Source organism: Methanorbis furvi, from assembly GCF_032714615.1.
Classification (GTDB): domain Archaea; phylum Halobacteriota; class Methanomicrobia; order Methanomicrobiales; family Methanocorpusculaceae; genus Methanocorpusculum; species Methanocorpusculum furvi.
The window spans coordinates 111,054-133,888 of the sequence record NZ_JAWDKA010000005.1 but is presented as its reverse complement, the minus strand read 5'-3'; the positions used below and the strand labels follow the sequence as shown (position 1 = coordinate 133,888).

Sequence of the window (22,835 nt, the reverse complement as noted above, 5' to 3'; positions counted from 1 at the left end):
TTCGGTAAGCTATTATTAGTGTGGGGGAGGTAACTAAGTTTTGGCGTGACGTTCGTTATTTTGTGAATGAGAGTTAACCATTCAAAAGAGTGTGCACAAATTTTACCGCACAAAATTTTCAAAAAAAAAGTTACGAAGAGATCTTCGTAAACACGTCAGTGTTGATGCTGCCAATCTTTCCCTGACGTGTGAGATAGTACTTCAGCCATCCGGGATCAGTACCGGTAGCACCACCGTCAAGCCAGTAGCTTAAGCGGATTGTTTTCTTTTCGTACCCGGGGAGACTCTCATAACTGTCACCGTCATGCATCATGACAATGTCAAAGTTGCCGGAGAGGATGCTGTCTTCAGAGATCTTTTTTCCATAATAACTGATCTTATTCCATGCATCGCTGCGATAGTACCAGCTGTACGGCCATGACTGATCAGATGCAATTGCAATTCTATCCGCAGCATCCATTTCTGCCATCATCTCCACAAGGTCCTCTGAGTTTTGAACCTGCACGATTGGCTCTGCAATGTCTGCGGGCGTGAACGCCACATGGAATGTCATTACCAAAAGAAATACACAGGCAATGATCATCAGCGGTTTGGTGTACTTTCCGGCAAACGAGAGCGCATATGCGGCAACAAAGATCATGGGCACAAGCTGGTGCAGTGAAAGCCAGGGAACTTTTTCACCAATGTATGCGTACGTGAGGCAGGCAATGATTGTCCAGTAGATGGCAAATCTGATGAACTCCTCCTGACGGTTCAGTGAGACCGGACGTTCCGGGCGACGGAACAGTTCTGCAAACGAGAACTTTTTTTTCGCCGGAGGCTCTGGTCCTGAAACAGTTTCTTCAGAGCTCTCGTACAGCTCTGCATCCGCAATTTCTTGGGCTGGTTCCACATCCGGTTTCTCTGTCTCGGACGGGCGGCGGAGATAGAAAACTACTCCGGCAATCGCAAGAATCAGAATCGGCAGCTCGTACAGCACGAAGAGCAGCATGTAATAGTAGGGCGGCCCGCCGATTCTCTGTTGATTGTGCATATTCAGCCAATGAGATATTGCTGACTGACCTGCCGTGAGAATTACTTCGGGGTGTGCACCAAACGAAGAGTAGAACAGACAGATAACTCCGGCAAACGCGATCACTGCGATTACAATATCGCGGAGCCACATCTTGGGGAACACAAGTTTTCTGCTCCAGACAAGATACAGGAAAAACACACCGAATGTCACAAGAACGAGCGGCATATTTTCTTTGGAACACATTCCAAGAGCAGCGGCAACTCCTGCGATCAGCAGATAATACCATTTTCCTTTCTGGATCCAGGCAAGGAACGCAACGACGATCAGCAGGGAAAAGAATACCACGAAGACATCATTGCGCAAAAATCGCGAGAAGTAGATCAGCTCAGGAGCAATCGCCATGAACGTTGCGGCAATGACTGCTGTTTTTCCTGACAGGTACTCCATCCGGTACAGACAGTACACCAGAGGAATCAGTGCAATGCCGAATATGCACGGCAGAACTCTTCCCACAAAATCCGAGTCGCCAAACAGTGCAAACATCCCGGCCGTCACATAGTACAGGAATGGGCCGTGGTACACAGGATCATAGATGTAGGTGCCTTCGGTTAACAGTTTGTAGGAAAACCATGCATGAATAGCCTCGTCATGATGAAACAGCTTGAGATCCAAAAACGCAAATCTCAAAATTATAGCAACAATCAGAATAGCAAAAAACACGTGCTCAATGCGAACACGGTCATGAATTTTTGACAAAAAAGTTGGAGCGGGCATAAGCCCTCACCTCCTTTAGTTCTCCAGAACAATCTCGATGCTGATATCCTTTGGAACCTGGATACGCATCAGCTGTCTGAGCGCACGCTCATCTGCGTCAAGGTCGATGAGGCGTTTGTGAACGCGCATCTGCCAGCGATCCCATGTCGCGGTACCTTCTCCATCCGGACTCTTCCGGATCGGCACGATAAGCCGCTTGGTCGGCAACGGGATGGGTCCTGCCAGATTTACACCGGTACGCTCTGCAATCTCTCGGATACGGGTACAAACCGTTTCCACTTTTTCATAATCCGTCCCTGTAAGGCGTATTCTGGCTTTCTGCATAATCAATCACCACAAAAAATATCGTGATAGATGAATTATCTCATCTGCTTTGGTTTAACGTTCAGAACGAGACCTGCTGCAACGGTCATACCCATATCACGGACTGCAAAGCGTCCGAGCTGCGGGAGTTCCTTTGCTTTCTCGATAACGAGCGGGCGGGTCGGCTGGATGGTACAGATTGCTGCGTCGCCAGCCTTCAGGAATGCCGGGTTCTCTTCCTTGACCTGACCAGTGCGCGGGTCGAGTTTCTTGTCAAGGGAGATGAACATACATGCAGTCTGGGAGGTGTGGCAGTGGAAGACCGGAGTGTATCCAACAGAGAGGACGGACGGGTGCTGGAGCACGACGACCTGTGCCTGGAACTCTTCTGCAACAGTCGGCGGGTTCTCGATCGGACCACAGACATCGCCACGGCGGACATCGTTCTTTGCGATACCGCGGACGTTGAAACCAACGTTGTCTCCGGGCATTGCCTGCGGGATTTCTTCGTGGTGCATCTCAATGGACTTAACTTCTCCCTCGACGTTTGCCGGCATGAAGGAAACTTTCATTCCTTTCTTTAAGACACCGGTCTCGATACGTCCGACTGGAACAGTTCCGATACCGGAGATGGTGTACACATCCTGAATCGGGAGTCTGAGCGGCTTGTCGGTCGGCATGTCGGGCTGCTTGAAGTCATCAAGTGCTGCCATAAGGGTCTTACCCTTGTACCACGGGGTGTTGGCGGATGCGGTCTTGATGTTGTCGCCAACGAATGCGCTGATTGGGATGAACGGAGTCTCGGCCGGTTTGAAACCAACAGAGGCGATGAGCTTGGACATCTTGTCCTTTGCATCGTTGTACTTCTCTTCAGAGTAGTTGACAGCGTCCATCTTGTTGATTGCAACAATGATCTGGTTGATACCAAGAGTCTTGGACAGGAAAACGTGTTCCTTGGTCTGGTCCATCGGGCCTTCAGTTCCGGACACAACGATGATTGCTGCGTCGGCCTGGGATGCACCGGTGATCATGTTCTTGACGAAGTCACGGTGACCCGGACAGTCTACAACGGTAAAAGAGTACTTCGGAGTCTCGAATTTCTTGTGGGCGATATCAATGGTGATACCTCTCTCACGCTCTTCCTTGAGGGAGTCCATTACCCAGGCGAACTCGAAGGTTCCCTTACCCTTGGATTCTGCTTCCTTCTTGTATCCATCAAGTACGTGCTGCTGTACGACGCCGCTCTCGAAAAGAATGCGACCGACAGTGGTGGACTTACCGTGGTCAATGTGACCGATAACGGCAAGGTTCATGTGGGGCTTTTCTGCTGCCATAGTAATTTATCTCCACTTTGACTCATTGATAGATACTGCATAGCGCATGTATCTGTCTCAATACGAGTATAACAGATTCGATGTGGAACCATATAAAATAATCTATGAATCAGGGCATGGCATTTTGAGTCCTGAGTCGTAGGCTGAAATGCGATCAATACTGATGAGAGGGGATGAATAAATGAATTTTGAATAAGGCCAATGGAATCGATAGACTAATAGGGATTTGAGGCAGTATTTTGAGTTATGAAGACATTACCCCTGAATAAAAAAGAAAACGGAAAAGCTACCGTTGTATGCCAGGGAAAGGAAGTATCAGTTCACAGCACCTGCGTGTTCTGCGCGCACTGCGCGGGCATCCGGGTAAACCGACGGGTGACGCCAAATCCGTACGCCCAGTCGCTTCGCGGATCAAAAGGCGGCCTTCCCATGGATCAGCATCTGATGGAAGGAATGATGATGTTCAATACAGTTATCGAAGACAAAAGCTCGACTGATATTGAGTGCGCAGACGATGCCGGTACCGGTTTTGCCACGCTTTCGCGCAGACGCTGATTCAGATACAAAAAGCAAACATGAGTACAACTGCGGCGCGGGCAATTTCATTGCCGGCACCCGTGACATCTCCGTTCACGCCGCCGAAACATCTGCGCGCAACGTACCAGAGAACGACAAACACGAAAAACGCCGCGACAAATCCTGCGGCAACCACCATTTTTTCCGGAAGCAGAAGTAGCGGAAGTGCAAGAATGCAGGTGTAGACTGCAAACCTTCGTTTGGAGAGTCCGTAGATGTAACTCTGGATTCCTTCATGAAACGGTTTTCCAAGTGCGGAGAAAAGACCCATCACCATTTTGCCGAACACTTCCCCAGAGAGAACTGCCGCCGCAATTGCAAGAGGAGGGAGGGAGGCGAGGCCTGAGAAGGTGATGAGAAGAATGATCATGCCAAGCGCGAGCGCGCCCGCGCCAACATTTCGATCGGTCATTGCGGCAACTCGTTTCTCACGGCTCCCATGCGCCATAAGTCCGTCACCAAGATCCAGCAGTCCGTCAAAATGGTTCGCACCGGTAATGAAGAGAACAAGAGCGAGGGTGAGTGCGGCAACCACGAGGGAGTTGGAGTACCCGAAGTACCAGGCAAGAATTCCCGGCAGTGCAGAAATCGCGCCGGTCACGTAACCTGCAACCGGGTACAGCCAACTCCGACGCGCGAACTGATCAAAGTCCGCGGGGGTTCCCAGAGGAAGGATCGTAGTAAACTGCAGCAAGGCACGAACCGACTTCATATCTATTATTCTTGGAGTCTGAAACGATTATAATAATTTCCCGTTGATTTCGAGTTTGTAGTCTGCCTCCCGCGAAAAAACATCGCTGCGAAACGAAAACACGAGAGAAGTAATTAGTTTATGATTTTAAGATTTTTTTAGAATAATCAGCATTTTTCACAGGATGGCATCCTATTGATCGTCGAAAAAAAGATATATGGTAACGTCCAAATTACGTTAACGAAAAAATCGTTAACAGAAAAATCGTTTGCAACGAGAACGTTGTCAGCCACAGAAAAAAATCGGGAAAAAACATGGCAAAAAGTTTAGAGGTACTTTCATCAGCAGTTCAGCAGGCAGCCGACACCTGCTATGCGGTTCCGGGATATCCAATAACCGAACTTGCCGAATTGTCCGATGCAGAGTACACCATCAATGAAAAAATTGCACTGGAGTATGCCCTTGGCGACTCGCTCTCCGGCAGACGAAGCATAGTAATCGTAAAAAACGTCGGCATGAACACACTCTCAGACTCACTGGCAACAGCCACAGTGCAGGGAGTACATGCAGGAGTGGTAATTATTGCAGGAGACGATGTCGAACTCTCCGCCTCGCAGACCAGACAAAACTCCTGCCACTTTGGAAACCTCGCAGACGTGCCGGTCTTCGAGCCGGACGCAGATGAACTCCACAACATCGTCGAGGTTGCCATGCAGACATCAGAGACCTACTCGCGGGTTGCAGTAATACGAATTACATCCACAACTCTTTCAAAAAAAACCGAGCGACGAACACCACCACAGCACCGGCAGTCTCCGAAAAAAGAGTTCCCAAAAGATCTGACAACAAAAGGAATGTGCGAACATGCGGAGAATCTCACCGCAGAAATGAGAGGAGAAAAAAATTATCAGAAAAAAATTCCCGAGACATACCAGAGTGCAGGGAGCATAACAACATTCTGCAGACACTGTCCGTACAAACCGCTCCTCTCTCTCCTGAAAGAAAACAATCGAAAAATAATTGCCGACACCGGATGTTCACTGCTCGCAAAAAAACCACCCTATGAACTCTCCCTTGCAAACTACGGCCTTGGATCATCACCGGCAGTAGCCGCAAAAAGTACAGGAGTGGCTCTCAGCGGAGATTATGCGATACTGCACTCAGGACTCAACGCCCTCATTGACATTGCAGAAAAAGGACATCCACTGCTCTGCATTATCTTACAAAACAGAACACTCGCCATGACCGGCGGTCAGAAATGTCCGGACATTACCAGGTATCTCTCCTGCTTTCATCCGAGAACAATTTCTGCAGAAGAGATCGAAGAACTTGAAAAAGAACTGAAATCAGAACAAAACGGACTGAAAATACTCATCGTATCAGGAACATGCCCAAAAGAGGAACATCATGAAATCATTCCCTATTGAAATCTGTGACGTAACACTGCGGGACGGAGAACAAACTCCGGGCGTATCCTTCACCTGCAAAGAAAAACAGGATATAGCGCAATGTCTTGCAGACATCGGAGTCGAGATAGTCGAAGCCGGATTTCCAAGTGTTTCGACCGAAGAAAAAAAGACCATAAAGGCAATCGTGGATATGGAACTATCTTCGAGAGTATGCTGTCTTGCCAGATGCGTCCAGCCGGATATCGACGCAGCACTCGACTGTGGCGTAGATCTCGTAAGCATATTTTTCGCAACCTCAGACCTGCATATCAGAGTAAAATATCGCAAAACCCGGGAAGAGATGCTGGATACAGCACTGTCCATGCTGGATTATGCGGTTGATCATGGCCTGAGCGTCAGATTTTCCGCTGAAGATGCATCGAGAACAGACATCGGATTTCTCAAACAGATGTACCGCGAGGGAGCCGAGCGCGGAGCTGCATACAGCAGTTTTGCGGATACGGTAGGGTGCATGACGCCGGTAATGATGTATGATGTTGTCAGAGAAATCAAAAAGGATCTGAAAAATCCCCTGTGTGTGCACTGCCACAATGATCTCGGATTTGCGAGCGCAAACACCTTCACGGCAGCACAGGCAGGAGCGTTCCAGCTGCACACAACCGTAAATGGAATTGGTGAGCGGTGCGGCAACGCTTCACTGGAAGAAGTTCTGGTAGCACTGAGGATGCATAACGGAACAGACAAATATGATCTGACAGAACTCACCAGACTCTCAAAACTCGTGGAACAGTACTCAGGAGTTGTGGTTGCCAAAACAAAACCCGTGGTTGGCGAACATGCATTTGTGCATGAAAGCGGAATTCACATCGCCGCTTTGATCAAAGACCCGCAAACCTATGAGTACTACCCGCCGGAGATGGTTGGTGCAAAGCAGAAACTCATGCTTGGAAAACACACCGGACGAAAAGGACTCGAACACATCCTCACAACCCTGGGATACACCTGTTCAAACGAACAGACCGACGAAATTCTTGAAAAAATCAAAGCGGCCGCAGAGGCAAAGCAGAGCATAACAACAGAGTACCTCTCTGAAATTATTGCGGAAACGAGGAGCAGTGCATCATGAAGGAAACACTTTCGGTGAGGATACTCGGCGCAGAAGAAGGAGCCTTTGTGGACCGAAAAGTTGACCGGGCCTACGCGCATGATGGAACAGGAACGCAGACACTTGCAGCATACCAAAACTTCATAACAAAAAATGCAGGAGTGAAAAGTCCGGAAAAGATCTCCATAATATATGATCACATCGCTCCTGCAAACAACTCAACAACAGCAAACCTTCAGGGACGTCTGCGGAGTTTCTCCAAAGAAGAGAATTTCTCATTCTATGATGTGGGCTCTGGAATCTGTCACCAGATAATGAGTGAAGGAATCTGTCTCCCGAATGAAATTGTTGTCGGGGCAGACTCTCACTCCTGTACTCTTGGAGCTCTCGGAGCATTTGCTACCGGAGTTGGCGCTACCGACATGGCAGGAATCTGGGCGACCGGTCAGACATGGTTTCGCGTACCGAAATCCATCGGCATCCATCTGGACGGAAAACTCAGCGGTCATGCGGAGGCGAAGGATGTCGCACTGACGTATGTCAGAAATCTTGGAATGGACGGAGCCACCTATAAATCTCTGGAGTTTATCGGTGAAGGAGCAACGGCAATGCCAATGGATGCAAGACTCACGCTCTGTAACATGGCCATTGAAACCGGAGCAAAAACCGGAATGTTTTACGCGGACCAATTGACGAAAACCTATCTGAAAAACTACGGAGTTGAGGAAAAAAAGATCTCTCTGCAAAAGCCGGAGGACTGCGACTACGAAAAAGAGATCTATCTTGACCTTGAGAGAGTCGAGCCGCTTCTTGCAGTAAACAACAGAGTGGACACAGCAGTTCCGGTAACCAGATACGCAGGAACGCAGGTTGATCAGATCCTTGTCGGGACCTGCACGAACGGGCGCTATGAAGATCTTCAGAGGTTTGCAAACATCGTCAGAGGAAAACAGGTTGCCGTCAGAACACTGATCGTTCCGGCATCAAAGGAGGTCTACAGCAGAGCAGCCGCGTCAGGCATCATCACGGATCTTGTCAATTCCGGGTGCGTCATCTGTCCTCCCGGATGCGGCCCATGCCTCGGAGTTCACATGGGAGTCCTTGGAGAAGGGGAGCTTGGTCTCTCAACAGCGAACCGCAACTTCAAAAATCGGATGGGTGTTGGAGCAGAGTATTATCTCTGCTCTCCGTCAACTGCTGCGGCAAGTGCCCTGACCGGAGAGATAACATCACCAGATGTACTCTCAAAAGGGAGACTGAAATGATCATCTCAGGCCACGCGGTAGTGATCGGTGATGATGTTGACACTGATATGATAATTGCCGGCCGCTATCTGAGAACGATTGACAAGTCGGTCTGGGTCGATCATATCTTTGAAGATTATGATCCCTGTCTCGCCGGAAAAATGAACGGCGCAGTACTTGTTGCAGGAAAAAATTTCGGCTGCGGCTCTTCACGCGAGCAGGCAGTTGTGGCTCTCAAGGAAGCAGGAGTACGCGCAGTCATTGCGCAATCATTTGCGAGAATATTTTTCCGGAACAGCATCAACTACGGACTCCACATCATTGAAGCAGATTTTTTCTGCGAGGACGGAGTGCCGGTCGTATACAACTCGGAGACTGCCGAAATTACAACGGAAAATATTTCCTGCAAAGCAGCACCACTTTCGACGCGCATGCAGGAGATTCTTCTTGCCGGCGGGCTCGCTGAATATCTCTCAACAAAGGTGCAGGATGATGACGAAGATTGCAATTGTTGAAGGAGACGGCATCGGCCGGGAGGTAATTCCTGAGGCAGAAAAAATTCTCAGATTTTTTTTGCCGAACGCAGAGTTTGTCAAGGTAGAGCTCGGTTTTGATCAGTGGAAAAAAACCGGTTCGGCATGTTCCAAAGAAAACATGACAACTCTCAAAGAGATGGATGCAGTTCTCTTCGGAGCAGTCACTACTCCTCCCGACCCTGAGTACAAAAGCGTCCTTCTTGAGATACGCCATGAACTGGATCTATATGCAAACATTCGCCCGGTCAAATCTGAATCGGTTGATCTCGTGATTGTCCGGGAAAATACCGAGGGCCTCTACTCTGGCATTGAAGAAATCGGAGAGGATAAATCAACCACGCTTCGGGTGATTACCAAAGCCGGCAGCAGACGAATTGCAGAAAAAGCATGTTCACTCAACATCCAGAGAAACCAGAATACACCACTGGTGATCGGACACAAAGCAAATGTGCTAAAGTCAGACATTCTCTTCCGGGACACCTGCATCACTGTCGCAGAATCACAAAATCTGCCGGTCCGCTCCATGTTCATTGATGCCCTGTGTCTTGACGTGCTGCTTCATCCAGACCGGTACGATGTGATCGTAACGACAAACATGTTTGGAGATATTCTCAGTGATGCGTGCGGATATCTGACCGGTGGACTCGGGATGCTGCCGAGTGCAAACATCGGAGAAAATCATGCACTCTTTGAACCGGTTCACGGAAGCGCGCCTGACATCGCAGGCCGCAACATCGCAAACCCCATCGCAGCAGTCAGGAGTGCTGCAATGCTTCTTGAGTATCTTGGAATGAAAACTGAAGCAGAAAAAATCGAAAAAGCAGTCCAACAGACCCTTTCCTTGAGGATTGTCACACCTGATCTTGGAGGAAATGCGTCCACGCGTGATGTCGGAGAAAATATTCTGGCGAAAATATCCGAACATCAGAGGTCTTGATAATCTTTGCAGACACAATTAAGTTCTATTATGTCTTTTGTGTCAGCTCGGGCAGACTTTGAACCAGAATCCCCCATGTTCGCACTCATCCTTGCAAACAGTCTTGTGTCCACTATCCCCGGAGTTTCGGGTGCCGGAGAAAGTCCGGAAAAAAGTCTGCTTGTTCCCCCGCTTGATGCAGAGCTCATCATCAACGGAGAGATCACATCCGCCAACATCACGCCGAACACGCCGACCGGCTGCCCGACGCCTGCGGTCCTCACGCTTGCCATGATGGATCTGATCGGCATGCATCCGCTCATGATTTCAGCGGGCATCGAGTCAGAGATTACCGTGCCGCACATGAATCTCGGCGGCAAAATCGGCGGAGATCCAAGACTCGGTGACGCAGTGCCCGATGCGCAGAAACTTTACGAGAAAGGGAGATGGATCGGCGAGTACCTTTCACAGACCAGTGACATGCTGGTGCTCGGCGAGTGCCTCCCCGGAGGAACAACGACCGCACTCTGCGTACTGCGCGCGCTCGGATATAACGCAAAGGTCAGCAGCTGTCTGGTGGAAAATCCGGTCAGCAAAAAAGAAGAGATCGCAACCGAAGCGGTCGCAAAAGTTGCGGAGGCAGGAGTGTCTGACCCGCTCAAAATCGTCTCGATGATCGGTGACCCCATGATTCCGGTAGCCGCAGGAGTTGCAGAGGGCTACTCAGGAAAACTTTTCCTTGCCGGAGGAACCCAGATGCTCGCAGCAGCAGCAGTGATCAGAGCACTTGGAAACACCGTGCCTGACATTGTAACCACCTCTTATGTCTATAATGATACTTCAGCAACATTCCGCGAAACCGCTGCGGCAATTGGTGCTGACGCCTACTATGTTGATCCTGCATTTGACGAACTCGGCCATGCAGGCCTTGCACGCTATGCAAAAGGCGAGATCAAAGAAGGATCAGGTGCCGGAGGGGCAATGTTTCTTGCAAGCCTTCTCGGCTACACTCCTGAAGAGATCAAGGCTGCCGTCAAAAATCATGTTGAGATCTATCAGTAATGGACGAGACTGCACTCATCAGAACATGTGTTGAAGAAGCAGGATTTCACTGTCTCTGCTGCGGCGCATGCTGCAGCGGAGATGACAACGAAGTGATGGTCACTCCCTCAGAAATCCAGACCATCATGGACGCAGCAGGCCTCGCCTGGAATGAGATCGCTGAACCGTACCCGGAATGGATCACAGAGACTGACGCTTCGATTACCTTTGGCTGGGTGATTCGCAGAGGTGCGGACGGCAACTGTATGTTTCTCAAAAACAACCGATGCACCATCTATCAGAATCGTCCGCATATCTGCCGCACCTACCCGTTCATGCTGGACGGCAGTGAACTCATCATCTCCGAATGCCCGGGATGTAAAGTCGGAGAGAGAACAAAAGAAGCAGAAGAGATCACAAAAGATCTTCTGAGACGAAGAGATGCTGAGGACGAAGAATTTTTCCTGACCAAAAAGCAGTATCAAAAACATAGTATAATCTCAGGGTCAACGATTGTCTTCGATAGCAGAGGAGCGCATCCCATCATCATACCCCCGGAAAAATTATGACAGAAATACATATAGTTGGAACCGCCCATGTTTCGCAGAAAAGTATCGACGAAGTCCGCGAAGCAGTTGACACGTATAACCCTGACGTCATCGCCATCGAACTGGATCCGGGAAGGTTTGCCGCTCTCAAGCAGCAGATGAAAGAGGCAGAGGACGCGGCAAACGGAGTTGAACCGGTCGCGGAAAAACCCGAGTCCCCTGAGGTCAAGGATCTCCTGAAAGGCAACTTCACCTTAATGCTGGTTCAGTGGATTTTAGCCTATGTCCAGAGAAAAATCGGCATGAACGTCGGCATCGAACCGGGAGCTGAGATGAAGGAAGCGATCCGGCTTGCCGAAGAACGCAACATCAGAGTTGTTCTCATCGACCGAGACATCAAAATCACGCTCGCACGCTTCTGGGGAGGCATGAAGATCCTCGAAAAGATCAAACTGATCTGGGCCTTGATGCAGTCGATGTTTGTCGATGACGATGAGGACGACGATGCGATCGGTGGAATTGATAAGATCTCAATTGACGAGCTGACGAATCCTGACATCATTGAGATGGCGCTCGAAGAGTTTCATAAGTTTTCGCCGAACGGAGCCCGGGCACTCATCGATGAACGCGACGCGTATCTCGCGCACGGAGTAATTGATCTTGAGAGAAGTCATTACGAGCGTGCGGTCGTTGTTGTCGGCGCAGGACATGTTCCGGGAATCACGAAATACCGCGAAGACCCTTCCACTCTTCCACCGGTCGCAGAACTCCTCGCCCGTCCGAAACGCTATCCATGGGGAAAAATAATCGGCGGACTTTTCGTCGTAATGTTTGCCGTGATCATTCTTGCGATCGCATTTTCCGGTGCGACCGAGCTGCTCATCTGGGCAATCATCTACTGGGTGCTGCTGCATGCACTCTTTGCCGGCGTCGCAACGCTTCTCGCCCGCGGCCATCCGCTCTCGGCAGCAACCGCTGCGGCTCTTGCATGGATGACGTCGCTGAATCCGTTCCTTGCTGCGGGATGGTTTGCGGCAATCGTTGAGGCAAAAATGCGGCCGCCAACAGCTGGAGACTTCAAGGCAATTGCAAAAGCTGACACGATTGGCGAGATGTTTTCTGTTCCGCTGTTTCGCATTCTGCTTGTTGCGGCATGCGCCAACATCGGAAGTATGGCGGCAACGTTCTGTTTCTTCATCTTCTTAACGCCGCTTCTCGGTGTTGACCTTGAGATGATGACGCAGATTCTCATGACCGGCCTTACGAACCTCTGGCAGTTTCTGACCGGCTGGATCTAATTTTTTTATTTGAAAATTTTTTTTTCAAAATAATTTTTCTTGGAGTAACCACAGAATGCACAGAGTTACACGGAGCTTCACAGAAATGCGATTTTGTTTTCCGTGAAGCTCCGTGATATTTCCGTGCATTCCGTGGTTATTCCAAGCAAAGCCGCGCACATCAGAATCACACCGCATAACTCCTGTTCAAAAAATTTCCTCAAAGATCTTCTTACCCATTCAGAAAGGCTCTTTACTTCTCCTGCATAAGGAGTAATTATGAATGTGAGAAATCCGGGAATCGCAAACTTTGGAGTTACCATTATCCAGTCGCGGCACAGCGTCCGCAAGTTCAAGGATGAGGAAATTCCGCAGGAGTTCATTCGAAAATCCCTCGAGTGTGCGTCCAAAGCACCAACCGGCAGAAACAAACAGCCATGGATTTTTGTTGTCGTCAAAAACAAGGACACGCTGGAAAAAATTGCCGAGCTTGCACCCAATGGAAAGTTCATTGCAGGAGCAGCGGTCGGCATCCTTGTCTTTGGTGAGGCTGACTGGAAATTCGCTGTGGAAGACTGTTGTGCAGCCACCGAAAACCTGCTCCTCGCTCTGCATGCCTACGGCTACGGAGGATGCTGGATTGCAGGAAACCAGATGCCCTACGCTGATGCAGTGCAGAAACTTGTCACCGTTCCGGAAACCTACAAACTGGTATCCATTGTCGCTGCAGGAGTTCCTGACGTAGGCGGCATCACTCTCGCTGAAAAGACCCCGCTTGACAAGCTGGTCTTCTCCGAGAAGTATCACTGAAATGATCGAGAAACCGTCATCAGATCCCCTGCATCTGATCGATGCTTTGAGCGCAAAACATCTGATCGATGAAGGGGAGATAACAGTAATAGATGTCAGGACAAAACCGGAGATTGAAGAGAGCGGTGTCATCGGGGACGCCGCATGGATCGATTTCCGCGACCCTGACTTTGCCGAAAAAATGAATGCCCTGCCCAAAAACACCATGTATCTGATCTACTGTCAGTCAGGAGTTCGCGGACTGAAAGCCGGTCAGATGATGGAGAAGCTTGACTTTTCCAACATCTATGTTCTGCAGGGCGGCATCCTTACCTGGATGCGTGCGGGACTCCCGCTTCTGCACCAGGAAATTTAATCTCTATTTTTTCTTCTGTATTGTTCGTAGCTCCGCCCACGGAAAAACGGAAAACATAGAAATAAAAAAAATCACGGAGCAGACGAGAACAGCACGGAAATGAATTATTTTTAGATTCAGTGATGTTCACGTCTGCTCCGTGATATTTTTCTGTGTGTTCCGCTTTTCCGTGGGCGGCTCAACATTAAGATAGAAAGTCCACCCAGCATCAACCTTATCCCCTTTCTTCACCAAATTATCTCACATGGTCAGACCGGTTTTACAGGTCGCACTGGATCTCACGGAGCTATCCCGCGCAGAAAAAATTGCAGAGGAGGCGGTTGCCGGAGGAGCCGACTGGATAGAGATAGGAACTCCGCTCATCAAAAGCGAGGGAATGGAAAGTGTTCGGAGACTTCGGAGTATATTTCCCAATAAAACCCTTGTCGCAGATCTGAAAACCTCAGATACCGGAGCTCTTGAAGTGGAGATGGCGGCAAAAGCCGGAGCAAATGTTGTCTGCGTGCTCGCCGCAGCAGACAATGCCGTAATCTCAGACGCACTTCGCGGCGCAGCACTCTACGGCGTAGAAATAATGGCAGACATGATGAACGTGAAGGACCCGAGCGCCCGAGCCGAAGAGCTCGCTGGCCTTGGCGTTCAGATCATCAACGCTCACGTGGGAATCGATCAGCAGATGGAAGGAAAAGATCCGCTCGACCTTCTTGACACTCTTGGAAAACTCCCGGTAAAGATCGCAGTTGCCGGAGGACTCAACGCAAAAACTGCGGCGGCAGCAGCTGCCCGCGGAGCAGACATTGTGATTGTTGGAGGAACGATCATTAAGGCTGCCGAAGTACAAGCCGCGACCGCAGCCATTCGCACTGCTCTTGACAACCCGAACATCGAAGTTGCGGAGAAAAAATCCCTCGATGATCAGATTCGTGAACTGCTGATGACGGTCTCTGCCCCAAATGTGACCGACGCTCTCTACCGCAAAGGTGCGATGGCAGGACTTGCCGAGCGGCATGTCCCGCATAAAATGATCGGCAAGGCCGTGACCGTGCAGACATTTGGCGGCGACTGGTCAAAGCCGGTGCAGGCAATCGACTTCTGTGAGAGAGGAGATATTCTTGTCATCAACAATGACGGAAAAACCGACATCGCGCCATGGGGAGAACTTGCCACACGGTCGGCAATCAATCGCGGCGTTGGAGGCATCGTCATTGACGGCGCGGCTCGCGACTGGGATGATATCGTAACACTCGACATTCCAGTCTTCGCAACTGCGGTGCAGCCGAACGCAGGAGAGCCGAAAGGCTTCGGTGAGATCAATGCAGAGATCACCTGTTGCGGCCAGACCGTTCGGGCGGGCGACTGGCTGATCGGTGATCAGTCAGGCGTCGTAGTAATCCCAAGAGAGCGGGCTTACGAAGTTGCCAGACGTGCGGTTGAGGTGTTCAAAAACGAAGTCCGCGTCCGCGAAGAGATCCGCCGCGGCGGAACACTCGGCAGTCTCGCACAACTGCTGCGCTGGGAGAAAAAATAATGGCGAGGAAACCAACCGTCACAAACCCTACCGACCCGGTACTCTGGTGCAAAGAGGCGGCCGCACGAATTGAACAAGAGGATTCGAAGGGCGCAATCTACTGCTATCAGGAGTCGCTGAAGATCAGGGCCAACGTTCCTGATGTCTGGTATAATCTCGGAGTTCTGCTCGAACAGACCGGAGAGCAGACCGCAGCGTTCGGCTGTTACACAAAATCTGCCGAGATGTTTCCGCAGGATTACCGGTTCCCTGCGGAACGTGCGAGACTTTTTGCTGCGGGCGGAAAATATCTGGACGCGGTGATTGCCGTGAGTGATGCTTTGGCGATCAATCCGCACGCTTCGCAGCTGCATGCAAACAAAGCCGGGTATCTGATTCCTGCAGGAGACGCTGCAGGAGCAATCACATCAGCAGACGCGGCTCTTGCAATTGATCCGATCAATGCTGCGGCATTTGCCAACAAGGCAAACGCGCTGATTGTTCTTGGGAAAAATTCCGAGGCAGAGGTTGTCCTTCGCGAGGGGAGAGAGGCACAGCCCGTGGATGAACGGATTGCAAAGATGCTCGCAAATCTTTTGGTGAGATCAGAAAAGTTTGAAGAGGCACTCGCCCTCACGGATGTTGTGCTGGAGGCGCTGCCAAATGACGATGCGGTCTGGAGCATTCGAGGGGCGGCGTGTGCGTACCTCGGAAGAAAGGATGAGGCGGTCTCTGCATTCGAGCGGGCGATGAAGATCAATCCGAAAGAAAAATCCTATCGCAGCAATCGCGATGCGATCAAAAATTCCTGAAAAATTTTTCAGACCTTGTGTTGTGATGAAGGCACAAGCACAAGACCTGATGCGAGAATTTTTTCAACAGCTTCGTCAAGGGAAATGTCGGCGTTGGAGATGTAGACGACAAGCGTCGGCGTCTCCGCACTTCGCGACGCGTACGCATACTGAATGTTGAGGCCTGCTGCACCGAACTTGGACGCAACTTCATACAGCCCGCCAGGGACATCAATCATCTTCACCGCAACGACGTCGGTGAACTTGAGCAGATAATTTTTCTTTTCAAACGCTTCGTACGCAACGTCCGGCTTGTCCACAACCGCCCGCACCACACCGAAGCGATCTGCTTCAGCAATGCAGAATGCGGAGATGTTCACGGAATTGTCCTGAAAAATTCTGGCAATCTCGGCAAGCGTTCCCGGAGTATTCGGAGCAAAGATGGAAAGCTGTTTGATAATGTACTGGTTTTTCATCGGAGATCACTACTACGTATCTCCCACGAGAGAACGTATTAAACTTTGGATGGTTTTCATCGGATGTTCTGCCGCCCACGGAAAAACGGAACACACAGAAATTTTACAGAAAAACATCACGGAGCAGACGTGAACATCACGGAATTTTTTTAAAAATGTGATGACTATTTTTTTGGAAATTTTTTTCAGAAAAAAATCTTGGAGAAAAATTTCCGTGTGTTCCGTGGGCGACTCAAGATTATAAATCAAAACGCAAGAAAAAAATATCACGGAATTTTTTTTAATGTAACGCTAATAAAAAATTAATTTTCTTTTGAAAAATTTTTCAGAAAAAAATTTGAAGAAAAATTTCCGTGATGTTCACGTCTGCTCCGTGATTTTTTCCGTGAAATTTCTGTGTCTTCCGTTTTTCCGTGGGCGGAAGAAAAAAAATTAGAAGTTGTAATCCGTTGCCGGAACAAGTTCAAGTCCTGCGGCAAGAATTTTGTCCACAGCCTCTTCAGGATTTGAGACCTTCACAATCAACGTTCCAAACTCTCCGGTCCGGAATGCATACGCATACTCAATATTGATACCAATATTGCCAAGCGTACTCGCAGCCTCAAAGAGACCGCCCGGGACATCAGCCATCTTCACGCCTAAAACATCCGTGTACTGAAGAGCATAATTTTCTTTGGAAAATGCCGCGAACGCAACATCCGGCTTGTCCACAATCGCCCGCACCACACCAAAGCTGTTGGCCTCTGCAATGCTGAACGCATGGATATTCACCTGATTCTCCTGGAAAATCTTTGCGATTGCTGCAAGCTTTCCTGACTTGTTCTCCGAGAAAATGGAGAGCTGTTTGATGAAGTACTTACTGTTCGTCATGTTAGAACACCCGGGTGTCAATGACGCGTTTTGCTTTCCCCTCAAAACGCGGGAGGGAGTTCGGCGGGCAGAGCTCAACTTTTGCGGAAACATTCAGCGCATCACGGAGAGTTCGTTCAACACGGAACTGCAGACCGATCAGACCATTGATACTGTCCGTCATCGCATCCGGCTTCAGCTCCACTTTGACCAGCATGTCATCAAGAGGGCCGTTGCGGGTAACCTCCAGCATAAAGTGGCTCGTCAACTCAGGCAGGCGGAGAAGCGCATGCTCAACAGCGGACGGAAACACATTGATGCCGCGAATAACCAGCATGTCATCCACTCTTCCCTGAAGACGGTCAATGCGCGGAGACGTTCTGCCGCACGGACACTCATCCGGGAAAATGGAAGTGATGTCACCGATCCGGTAGCGGATCATAGGGATTGCTTCCTTGGTGAGAATGGTCATCGTGAGTTCACCCTTCTCGCCGGCCGGGAGACTCTCGCCGGTTTCCGGATCAATGATCTCGGTGTAGGCGATGTCACCAGAGATGTGCATACCGTTCAGCTCCTGACAGTCGGTAAACATGGGGCCGGAGATCTCGGAGGTTCCAAAGATGTTGTGAGCGGTTACGCCTGACTGATCGTAAATGTAGCGGCGCATCGATTCCGACCATGGCTCTGCACCAAGAACTGCCGTCCGAAGTTTTGTGTCCTTAGAAATATCCACACCGATTTTTTTCGCGACATCAATCAAGTGAACAAAGTAGGATGGCGTGCAGGCGATTGCTGTTGTCTCCAGATCCTGAATCAGTTCAATCTGCCGCTCGGAGTTTCCGGTCGATGCAGGAATTACCGTTGCGCCGAGTTTTTCTCCGCCGTAATGCAGACCGAGGCCTCCGGTGAAAAGACCATACCCGTAGGCAACCTGTAAAACATCGCCGCGGCCAATACCGCAGGAGGCCAGAGACCGTGCGACCGCTTCTGACCAGGTATCCAGATCATTTTTCGTGTAGGCGACCACTGTCGGTTTGCCGGTCGTTCCTGACGAAACATGGTATCTGACCAGATCCTCTTTGGGACAGCAGACAAGTTTGTCAGGATAGTTGTCACGGAGATCGGTCTTGCGCATGAACGGCAGCTTTGTGATGTCAGAGATCGATTTTATGTCAGACGGGAGAACGCCTGCGGCCTTCATCTTGTCATGATAGAAGGGTGACTTTGCATAGAGTCGGTCGACGAGGACCTTCAGTTCCTGATACTGAAGTTTTTCCAACTCAGCTTTTGGAAGTGTTTCAATTTTTTCATTATAGTATGCCATACTCAGATAACCCTCCGGTCAACCACACGTTTTGCCTTCCCTTCAAATCTGGGAAGTGATCCCGGCTCAACCAGACGAATGGTGGCGCGAAGCGTCAGTGTCTCGTGCAGGGCCTTGCCGATTTTGTTCTGAAGTCTTGCGAGATCGCTCAGCTCGCCAGAGAAAATGTTCTTGTTGATCTCAACATCAATGGTCATCTCGTCAAGATGATTGACCCGGTCGATGTACACCATAAACTGGTCGCCGACCTCAGGAATATTCTTGAGCACATGCTCAATCTGGGACGGGAACACATTGATGCCGCGAACGGTCAGCATGTCATCGCTCCTTCCAAGCAGACGGGCAATCTTCTGACCGCGTCCGCAGGGACAGTCATCCTCCATCAGCATGGTGATGTCTCCCGTGCGGTATCTGAGAAGCGGCATTGCTTCTTTGACGAGCGGAGTCACAACCATCTCTCCTTTCTCGCCCGGGCCAAGAGTTTCCTCGGTGACCGGGTCGATGATCTCCACAATATAACAGTCATGCCAGATGTGCAGACCGTTCTGTTCCTGACACTCGAACGCAACTCCGGGGCCGAACAGTTCGCTCATGCCGTAACTGTCGTATGCTTTGATGTTGAGCCTGGCTTCCAGGTCGCGGCGCATATTCTCTGACCATGATTCAGCACCGAACACACCAATTCTGAGCGAGTCATGGTTTGCCTGCATCTCTTCAGCAACTTCGGTCAGATGCATGGCGTAACTTGGTGTGCAGTGAATTGCGTTGACGCCGAAGTCAGAAATCATTTCGATCTGGCGTTTGGTGTTGCCGACACCTGCCGGAACTACAGCGCATCCGATTTTTTCTGCGCCGTAATGGAATCCGAGACCTCCGGTAAACAGTGAGTAGTTGGAGGCGTTCTGAAACATGTCTCCTTCACGAAGACCGACCATGGTGAGATTGCGAGCGATCAACTCAGACCAGTAGCCAAGATCATTTTTCGTGTAGGCAACTACTGTAGGTTTGCCGGTCGTTCCGGATGTGGTGTGAATCCGGTTGACTTTATTCATCGGAACTGCGAGAAATCCGAACGGATATCCTGATCTGAGATCAGATTTTCTGGTGAACGGAATCTTCGACAGATCGTCAAGAGACGTAATATCCTCAGGACGAAGACCTGCCTCTGCAAACATTTTCTTATAGAAACCGATATTTTGCGTCCTGGCTACAGTTTCTTTCAGCCGTTTCAGCTGAAGTTCCTGCAGCTCTTTTCCCCGCAGGGTTTCCATTTTCTCATTCCAAAACATAAACGGCAATCCTCGTTCGGTGTCCCGGCATCACACCCTGATACAGTGTATCATGCTAGGACTTAGCATCCTACTTGGTATGTTTTCTGCAATGATAAGGGTTATCATCAGAACGGCCTTTCATTTTCAATTCAGCGTTCGGATGCAAAACCCCATGAAAGTAAAATTATTAGGGTTTGCGGATAATATGGTTGTATGGATAAAACAGGTCTTGCAACTTTGCTTGTTGGTATCGTTCTCTTGATTGTGGGAATTATTCTGATGTGGTACTGGCTGCCTGAGGTTATTGCAGTAGTTCTCGGCGGCATTGGTATTGTTCTTGCACTCGCCGGCGTTGCCGGAATTGTGCTCGGTTACCTGATGATAAAGGAATAATTTTCTTTTTTTATGCAGACGTTTCCCCTCGACGACATCAAATTCAATCTTGATTTAACGGTCTCCTGCGGTCAGGCGTTTCGCTGGAGAAACTGGCACGGCATCTGGTGTGCGCCGTCCCCGTACGGGGATGCCGAGGTATGGAAAGTTTGGCAGAAAGGGGATGTGATCTTTTTTGACGGGATGGAGGAAAAAGATCTGATCCAATATTTTTCTCTGGATCATGATCTCGATGCAATTCTTGCGAGCATCGACTGTGATCCCTTAATTCATGATGCGATCGAGAGATGTCAGGGCCTTCGGATTTTGCGGCAGGACCCCTGGGAGTGTTTGATCTCGTACATCTGTTCGAGCTGTGCAAACATTCCCGGCATTCAGATGCGGATAGAAAATCTTGCAGAAAAATATGGCGACGAAATTTTTTGTGACGGAAAAAAATATTATTCGTTTCCGTCTCCAGAAAAAATTGCCGAGGCTGATGTCTGTGAAATTCGTTCCTGCAAAGTCGGCTATCGTGATGCATACATCTGCGATGCAGCAGCAATGGCGGTCACGGATTCCAACTGGTCAGAAAAAATTCAGTCCCTTCCTTACAGGGATGCACAGAAAAAACTTCGTGAGCTGAACGGTGTCGGCCCAAAGGTTGCGGACTGCGTACTGTTGTTTGCTTTTGAAAAGTTTGAGGCGGTTCCAGTCGACGTGTGGATTGAGAGAATTCTCCGCACAAAATATGTGGGCGGAGAAAAAAAACTGGACTACACCAAAGCAGGTGACTATGCAAGAGATCACTTCGGCCCTTATGCCGGATATGCCCAGGAGTATCTGTTTGCGTCGAGGGAAATCATCAGCAGAAAAGGCGAATGAAAAGAGAAATGTAACCGTTAAAACAAAACAGATGAGTATGACATGGATGCCGGTTCCGCGGGAGTCGTTTGTTTCAAACAATCAGACGAGTCAGGAAGAGGACTTGGAAACAAAATCAACCGGTCAGAAAATTTCAGACTTCATTCATCAGGAGCATGTTCCCAAGAAAACCACATGGAAAGAGTTCCTGATTCTCACCCTCATCGTCCTTGGCATCTGTTGGGGAACAGCACTGCTTTGGCATCTTTTTTGAATTTTTCAGTAGCCACTATGAGTGACGAAAGGTCACGGCACTTTCACACCGCACGCCTGTCATATTATAAGGAGACTCGTCAATATCTGAGCATGGCTTCAACCGAAGAGTTCGTCCGTTTTGTCTGCGACCAAATCAGTGATGCAGGCAGTATACGATATCGGAAAATGTTCGGCGAGTATGGCATCTACTGCAATGAAAAATACTGTGCCTGCATCTGTGATAACATGCTGTTCGTAAAGATCACCGAAGCAGGAAAACAACTGATGCCGAACGCAAAAACAGCATATCCCTATGAAGGATCCAAAAACGAATCTTTTCTGATCACAGAATTCGAAGACACAGAACTCATAACAAATCTCATCAGAAAAACATCTGAAAAGCTGCCGGAATCAAAACGAAAAAGATCGCTGTGATCTCAGCAAGTCTGTCCTAGTAATGTGGTAGCGGATCAGATGATTCGATCTCCGGAATTACAGTGTGACTCCCCGTCACATCCCGGCAAAGGAAATAGTAACATCTTCTCCTGGGCAGACTTAATTCTGTCACAGTAGAGAAAAACCAAATACGTACGCATTTTAGATAGTTCTCTAACCGGCAACCATTTGTCAGGAATTTGCAACAGAAAAGAACTACAGATGATTGTTCTTTGACTATGCAAATAATATTTATTGACTATCCATATACTTATACCTATCCATCAGGATATTTGTATTCTAATGGAGAGCACAACCCGGAAAAAAGATCCGCCGGATCAAATCAATATCCGTCTTGGCTCCAACTATATCGCCCAGTTCAATGAATACATGAAAGTCCGCGGTGGAAAGAAGATAGAATTTATTCGTGATGCCCTGGACTACTGGATGCAGGTTGATGGAGACGGTGTAAAAATCCAAAAAGAGCTTGAACAGGCACGGATAACTATCAACATGCAGCAGGAGATAATCAATGATCTGCGAAACTCGCGGGACAAACAGGCTGAAGTTTTTGAAAAACTCAACGCTGAAAAAGATGAACGGATATCTCTCCTTACCAAACAGCTCGAACAGGTGGAGGATCCTCATTACATCCGCTCAGCTCGTGACTCAATGATCGGAACAGTTGGTGAAGCAAAACCAAAATATCAAAAAGTGGAAGGGAAAAAGAAAAAAATCAGTAACTCTGATCTCTGAA

26 protein-coding genes are annotated in these 22,835 nt (G+C 49.3%); 18 read left to right on the top strand and 8 right to left on the bottom strand.

Features of this window, described 5'->3' with window-relative positions:
* Positions 1-130: 130 nt before the first annotated feature.
* Genes McpAg1_RS05650 through tuf form a run of 3 tightly spaced genes read right to left on the bottom strand, consistent with a single transcriptional unit; the run spans position 131 to position 3,426 of the window.
* On the bottom strand, positions 131-1,789 hold the full coding sequence (locus McpAg1_RS05650) for a flippase activity-associated protein Agl23 (protein WP_338094323.1): 1,659 nt from the start codon (positions 1,787-1,789) through the stop codon (positions 131-133).
* Positions 1,790-1,804: 15 nt separating this feature from the next.
* On the bottom strand, positions 1,805-2,113 hold the full coding sequence (rpsJ, locus tag McpAg1_RS05645) for a 30S ribosomal protein S10 (RefSeq protein ID WP_268922324.1): 309 nt from the start codon (positions 2,111-2,113) through the stop codon (positions 1,805-1,807).
* Between the two features lie 35 nt (positions 2,114-2,148).
* Positions 2,149-3,426: a translation elongation factor EF-1 subunit alpha gene (tuf, locus tag McpAg1_RS05640; protein WP_338094322.1), complete on the bottom strand. Its 1,278-nt coding sequence runs from the start codon at positions 3,424-3,426 to the stop codon at positions 2,149-2,151.
* 246 nt (positions 3,427-3,672) lie between these two features.
* On the opposite strand from tuf, the gene McpAg1_RS05635 reads away from it, so the two are divergent.
* A complete protein-coding gene (locus McpAg1_RS05635) occupies positions 3,673-3,981 on the top strand; it encodes a hypothetical protein (protein ID WP_338094321.1) in 309 nt (102 codons plus the stop codon).
* A gap of 1 nt (position 3,982) precedes the next feature.
* Here the strand turns inward: McpAg1_RS05635 and cobS are convergent, their stop codons facing one another.
* Complete coding sequence (gene cobS / locus McpAg1_RS05630) at positions 3,983-4,714, bottom strand: adenosylcobinamide-GDP ribazoletransferase (protein WP_338094320.1); 732 nt, start codon at positions 4,712-4,714, stop codon at positions 3,983-3,985.
* 293 nt (positions 4,715-5,007) lie between these two features.
* Between cobS and McpAg1_RS05625 the strand changes: the two genes are divergently transcribed.
* The 12 genes from McpAg1_RS05625 (at position 5,008) to McpAg1_RS05570 (ending at position 16,253) form a co-directional block, all read left to right on the top strand.
* Positions 5,008-6,120, top strand: a complete 1,113-nt coding sequence (locus tag McpAg1_RS05625) for a thiamine pyrophosphate-dependent enzyme (RefSeq protein WP_338094319.1) — start codon at positions 5,008-5,010, stop codon at positions 6,118-6,120.
* A complete protein-coding gene (locus McpAg1_RS05620) occupies positions 6,101-7,228 on the top strand; it encodes a homocitrate synthase family protein (protein WP_338094318.1) in 1,128 nt (375 codons plus the stop codon). Before McpAg1_RS05625 ends, McpAg1_RS05620 begins: the two co-directional genes overlap by 20 nt.
* On the top strand, positions 7,225-8,472 hold the full coding sequence (locus McpAg1_RS05615; protein WP_338094317.1) for a 3-isopropylmalate dehydratase large subunit: 1,248 nt from the start codon (positions 7,225-7,227) through the stop codon (positions 8,470-8,472). The genes McpAg1_RS05620 and McpAg1_RS05615 overlap by 4 nt, the downstream gene beginning before the upstream one ends.
* Positions 8,469-8,966, top strand: coding sequence for a LeuD/DmdB family oxidoreductase small subunit (locus McpAg1_RS05610; protein WP_338094316.1), 498 nt, complete (start codon positions 8,469-8,471; stop codon positions 8,964-8,966). Before McpAg1_RS05615 ends, McpAg1_RS05610 begins: the two co-directional genes overlap by 4 nt.
* Positions 8,944-9,924 carry an isocitrate/isopropylmalate dehydrogenase family protein gene (locus tag McpAg1_RS05605; RefSeq protein WP_338094388.1) on the top strand — a complete coding sequence of 327 codons (981 nt, stop codon included), beginning with the start codon at positions 8,944-8,946 and terminating at the stop codon, positions 9,922-9,924. The genes McpAg1_RS05610 and McpAg1_RS05605 overlap by 23 nt, the downstream gene beginning before the upstream one ends.
* Positions 9,925-9,954: 30 nt before the next feature.
* Positions 9,955-10,965, top strand: a complete 1,011-nt coding sequence (cobT, locus tag McpAg1_RS05600; RefSeq protein WP_338094315.1) for a nicotinate mononucleotide-dependent phosphoribosyltransferase CobT — start codon at positions 9,955-9,957, stop codon at positions 10,963-10,965.
* The gene (locus tag McpAg1_RS05595; RefSeq protein ID WP_338094314.1) at positions 10,965-11,513 is read left to right on the top strand and encodes a YkgJ family cysteine cluster protein; all 549 of its coding nucleotides are present in this window, start codon (positions 10,965-10,967) and stop codon (positions 11,511-11,513) included. Before cobT ends, McpAg1_RS05595 begins: the two co-directional genes overlap by 1 nt.
* A complete protein-coding gene (locus McpAg1_RS05590; RefSeq protein WP_338094313.1) occupies positions 11,510-12,790 on the top strand; it encodes a TraB/GumN family protein in 1,281 nt (426 codons plus the stop codon). Before McpAg1_RS05595 ends, McpAg1_RS05590 begins: the two co-directional genes overlap by 4 nt.
* Positions 12,791-13,048: 258 nt before the next feature.
* A complete protein-coding gene (locus McpAg1_RS05585) occupies positions 13,049-13,579 on the top strand; it encodes a nitroreductase family protein (RefSeq protein ID WP_338094312.1) in 531 nt (176 codons plus the stop codon).
* Position 13,580: 1 nt separating this feature from the next.
* Positions 13,581-13,934 (top strand): rhodanese-like domain-containing protein, encoded by a 354-nt coding sequence (locus tag McpAg1_RS05580; protein WP_338094311.1) that lies wholly within the window; start codon positions 13,581-13,583, stop codon positions 13,932-13,934.
* Positions 13,935-14,178: 244 nt separating this feature from the next.
* On the top strand, positions 14,179-15,462 hold the full coding sequence (gene hxlA / locus McpAg1_RS05575) for a 3-hexulose-6-phosphate synthase (RefSeq protein ID WP_338094310.1): 1,284 nt from the start codon (positions 14,179-14,181) through the stop codon (positions 15,460-15,462).
* On the top strand, positions 15,462-16,253 hold the full coding sequence (locus tag McpAg1_RS05570) for a tetratricopeptide repeat protein (RefSeq protein WP_338094309.1): 792 nt from the start codon (positions 15,462-15,464) through the stop codon (positions 16,251-16,253). The genes hxlA and McpAg1_RS05570 overlap by 1 nt, the downstream gene beginning before the upstream one ends.
* Before the next feature lie 8 nt (positions 16,254-16,261).
* Here McpAg1_RS05570 and McpAg1_RS05565 read toward each other — a convergent pair whose 3' ends face one another.
* The 4 genes from McpAg1_RS05565 to McpAg1_RS05550 form a co-directional block, all read right to left on the bottom strand.
* Positions 16,262-16,708 (bottom strand): acetolactate synthase, encoded by a 447-nt coding sequence (locus McpAg1_RS05565; RefSeq protein WP_338094308.1) that lies wholly within the window; start codon positions 16,706-16,708, stop codon positions 16,262-16,264.
* A gap of 432 nt (positions 16,709-17,140) precedes the next feature.
* The gene (locus tag McpAg1_RS05560; RefSeq protein ID WP_338094307.1) at positions 17,141-17,578 is read right to left on the bottom strand and encodes an acetolactate synthase; all 438 of its coding nucleotides are present in this window, start codon (positions 17,576-17,578) and stop codon (positions 17,141-17,143) included.
* A 1-nt stretch (position 17,579) separates the two neighbouring features.
* Entirely contained in the window at positions 17,580-18,881 is a 1,302-nt protein-coding gene (locus tag McpAg1_RS05555; protein ID WP_338094306.1) for a phenylacetate--CoA ligase family protein, read from the bottom strand.
* 2 nt (positions 18,882-18,883) lie between these two features.
* Complete coding sequence (locus tag McpAg1_RS05550; protein ID WP_338094305.1) at positions 18,884-20,170, bottom strand: phenylacetate--CoA ligase family protein; 1,287 nt, start codon at positions 20,168-20,170, stop codon at positions 18,884-18,886.
* Positions 20,171-20,365: 195 nt separating this feature from the next.
* Here McpAg1_RS05550 and McpAg1_RS05545 point away from each other — a divergent pair, with 195 nt between their 5' ends.
* From McpAg1_RS05545 to McpAg1_RS05525, 5 genes are all read left to right on the top strand, one after another.
* Positions 20,366-20,545 carry a hypothetical protein gene (locus McpAg1_RS05545; RefSeq protein ID WP_338094304.1) on the top strand — a complete coding sequence of 60 codons (180 nt, stop codon included), beginning with the start codon at positions 20,366-20,368 and terminating at the stop codon, positions 20,543-20,545.
* A gap of 12 nt (positions 20,546-20,557) precedes the next feature.
* Positions 20,558-21,409, top strand: coding sequence for a DNA-3-methyladenine glycosylase family protein (locus McpAg1_RS05540; protein ID WP_338094303.1), 852 nt, complete (start codon positions 20,558-20,560; stop codon positions 21,407-21,409).
* Positions 21,410-21,446: 37 nt separating this feature from the next.
* Complete coding sequence (locus McpAg1_RS05535; protein ID WP_338094302.1) at positions 21,447-21,662, top strand: hypothetical protein; 216 nt, start codon at positions 21,447-21,449, stop codon at positions 21,660-21,662.
* Between the two features lie 92 nt (positions 21,663-21,754).
* The gene (locus tag McpAg1_RS05530; RefSeq protein ID WP_338094301.1) at positions 21,755-22,078 is read left to right on the top strand and encodes a TfoX/Sxy family protein; all 324 of its coding nucleotides are present in this window, start codon (positions 21,755-21,757) and stop codon (positions 22,076-22,078) included.
* Positions 22,079-22,381: 303 nt separating this feature from the next.
* A complete protein-coding gene (locus McpAg1_RS05525) occupies positions 22,382-22,834 on the top strand; it encodes a hypothetical protein (RefSeq protein ID WP_338094300.1) in 453 nt (150 codons plus the stop codon).
* The last annotated feature ends 1 nt before the right edge of the window (position 22,835 follow it).

Coding starts and splice junctions, on each gene's coding strand:
- McpAg1_RS05580 (WP_338094311.1), top strand. CDS start 13,581: ATGATCGAGAAACCGTCATCAGATCCCCTGCATCTGATCGATGCTTTG.
- McpAg1_RS05595 (WP_338094314.1), top strand. CDS start 10,965: ATGGACGAGACTGCACTCATCAGAACATGTGTTGAAGAAGCAGGATTT.
- McpAg1_RS05625 (WP_338094319.1), top strand. CDS start 5,008: ATGGCAAAAAGTTTAGAGGTACTTTCATCAGCAGTTCAGCAGGCAGCC.
- tuf (WP_338094322.1), bottom strand. CDS start 3,426: ATGGCAGCAGAAAAGCCCCACATGAACCTTGCCGTTATCGGTCACATT.
- McpAg1_RS05650 (WP_338094323.1), bottom strand. CDS start 1,789: ATGCCCGCTCCAACTTTTTTGTCAAAAATTCATGACCGTGTTCGCATT.
- McpAg1_RS05525 (WP_338094300.1), top strand. CDS start 22,382: ATGGAGAGCACAACCCGGAAAAAAGATCCGCCGGATCAAATCAATATC.
- McpAg1_RS05610 (WP_338094316.1), top strand. CDS start 8,469: ATGATCATCTCAGGCCACGCGGTAGTGATCGGTGATGATGTTGACACT.
- McpAg1_RS05585 (WP_338094312.1), top strand. CDS start 13,049: ATGAATGTGAGAAATCCGGGAATCGCAAACTTTGGAGTTACCATTATC.
- McpAg1_RS05605 (WP_338094388.1), top strand. CDS start 8,944: ATGACGAAGATTGCAATTGTTGAAGGAGACGGCATCGGCCGGGAGGTA.
- McpAg1_RS05620 (WP_338094318.1), top strand. CDS start 6,101: ATGAAATCATTCCCTATTGAAATCTGTGACGTAACACTGCGGGACGGA.
- McpAg1_RS05560 (WP_338094307.1), bottom strand. CDS start 17,578: ATGACGAACAGTAAGTACTTCATCAAACAGCTCTCCATTTTCTCGGAG.
- hxlA (WP_338094310.1), top strand. CDS start 14,179: ATGGTCAGACCGGTTTTACAGGTCGCACTGGATCTCACGGAGCTATCC.
- McpAg1_RS05530 (WP_338094301.1), top strand. CDS start 21,755: ATGGCTTCAACCGAAGAGTTCGTCCGTTTTGTCTGCGACCAAATCAGT.
- McpAg1_RS05540 (WP_338094303.1), top strand. CDS start 20,558: ATGCAGACGTTTCCCCTCGACGACATCAAATTCAATCTTGATTTAACG.
- McpAg1_RS05565 (WP_338094308.1), bottom strand. CDS start 16,708: ATGAAAAACCAGTACATTATCAAACAGCTTTCCATCTTTGCTCCGAAT.
- McpAg1_RS05535 (WP_338094302.1), top strand. CDS start 21,447: ATGACATGGATGCCGGTTCCGCGGGAGTCGTTTGTTTCAAACAATCAG.
- cobS (WP_338094320.1), bottom strand. CDS start 4,714: ATGAAGTCGGTTCGTGCCTTGCTGCAGTTTACTACGATCCTTCCTCTG.
- McpAg1_RS05635 (WP_338094321.1), top strand. CDS start 3,673: ATGAAGACATTACCCCTGAATAAAAAAGAAAACGGAAAAGCTACCGTT.
- cobT (WP_338094315.1), top strand. CDS start 9,955: ATGTCTTTTGTGTCAGCTCGGGCAGACTTTGAACCAGAATCCCCCATG.
- McpAg1_RS05545 (WP_338094304.1), top strand. CDS start 20,366: ATGGATAAAACAGGTCTTGCAACTTTGCTTGTTGGTATCGTTCTCTTG.
- rpsJ (WP_268922324.1), bottom strand. CDS start 2,113: ATGCAGAAAGCCAGAATACGCCTTACAGGGACGGATTATGAAAAAGTG.
- McpAg1_RS05550 (WP_338094305.1), bottom strand. CDS start 20,170: ATGTTTTGGAATGAGAAAATGGAAACCCTGCGGGGAAAAGAGCTGCAG.
- McpAg1_RS05615 (WP_338094317.1), top strand. CDS start 7,225: ATGAAGGAAACACTTTCGGTGAGGATACTCGGCGCAGAAGAAGGAGCC.
- McpAg1_RS05570 (WP_338094309.1), top strand. CDS start 15,462: ATGGCGAGGAAACCAACCGTCACAAACCCTACCGACCCGGTACTCTGG.
- McpAg1_RS05555 (WP_338094306.1), bottom strand. CDS start 18,881: ATGGCATACTATAATGAAAAAATTGAAACACTTCCAAAAGCTGAGTTG.
- McpAg1_RS05590 (WP_338094313.1), top strand. CDS start 11,510: ATGACAGAAATACATATAGTTGGAACCGCCCATGTTTCGCAGAAAAGT.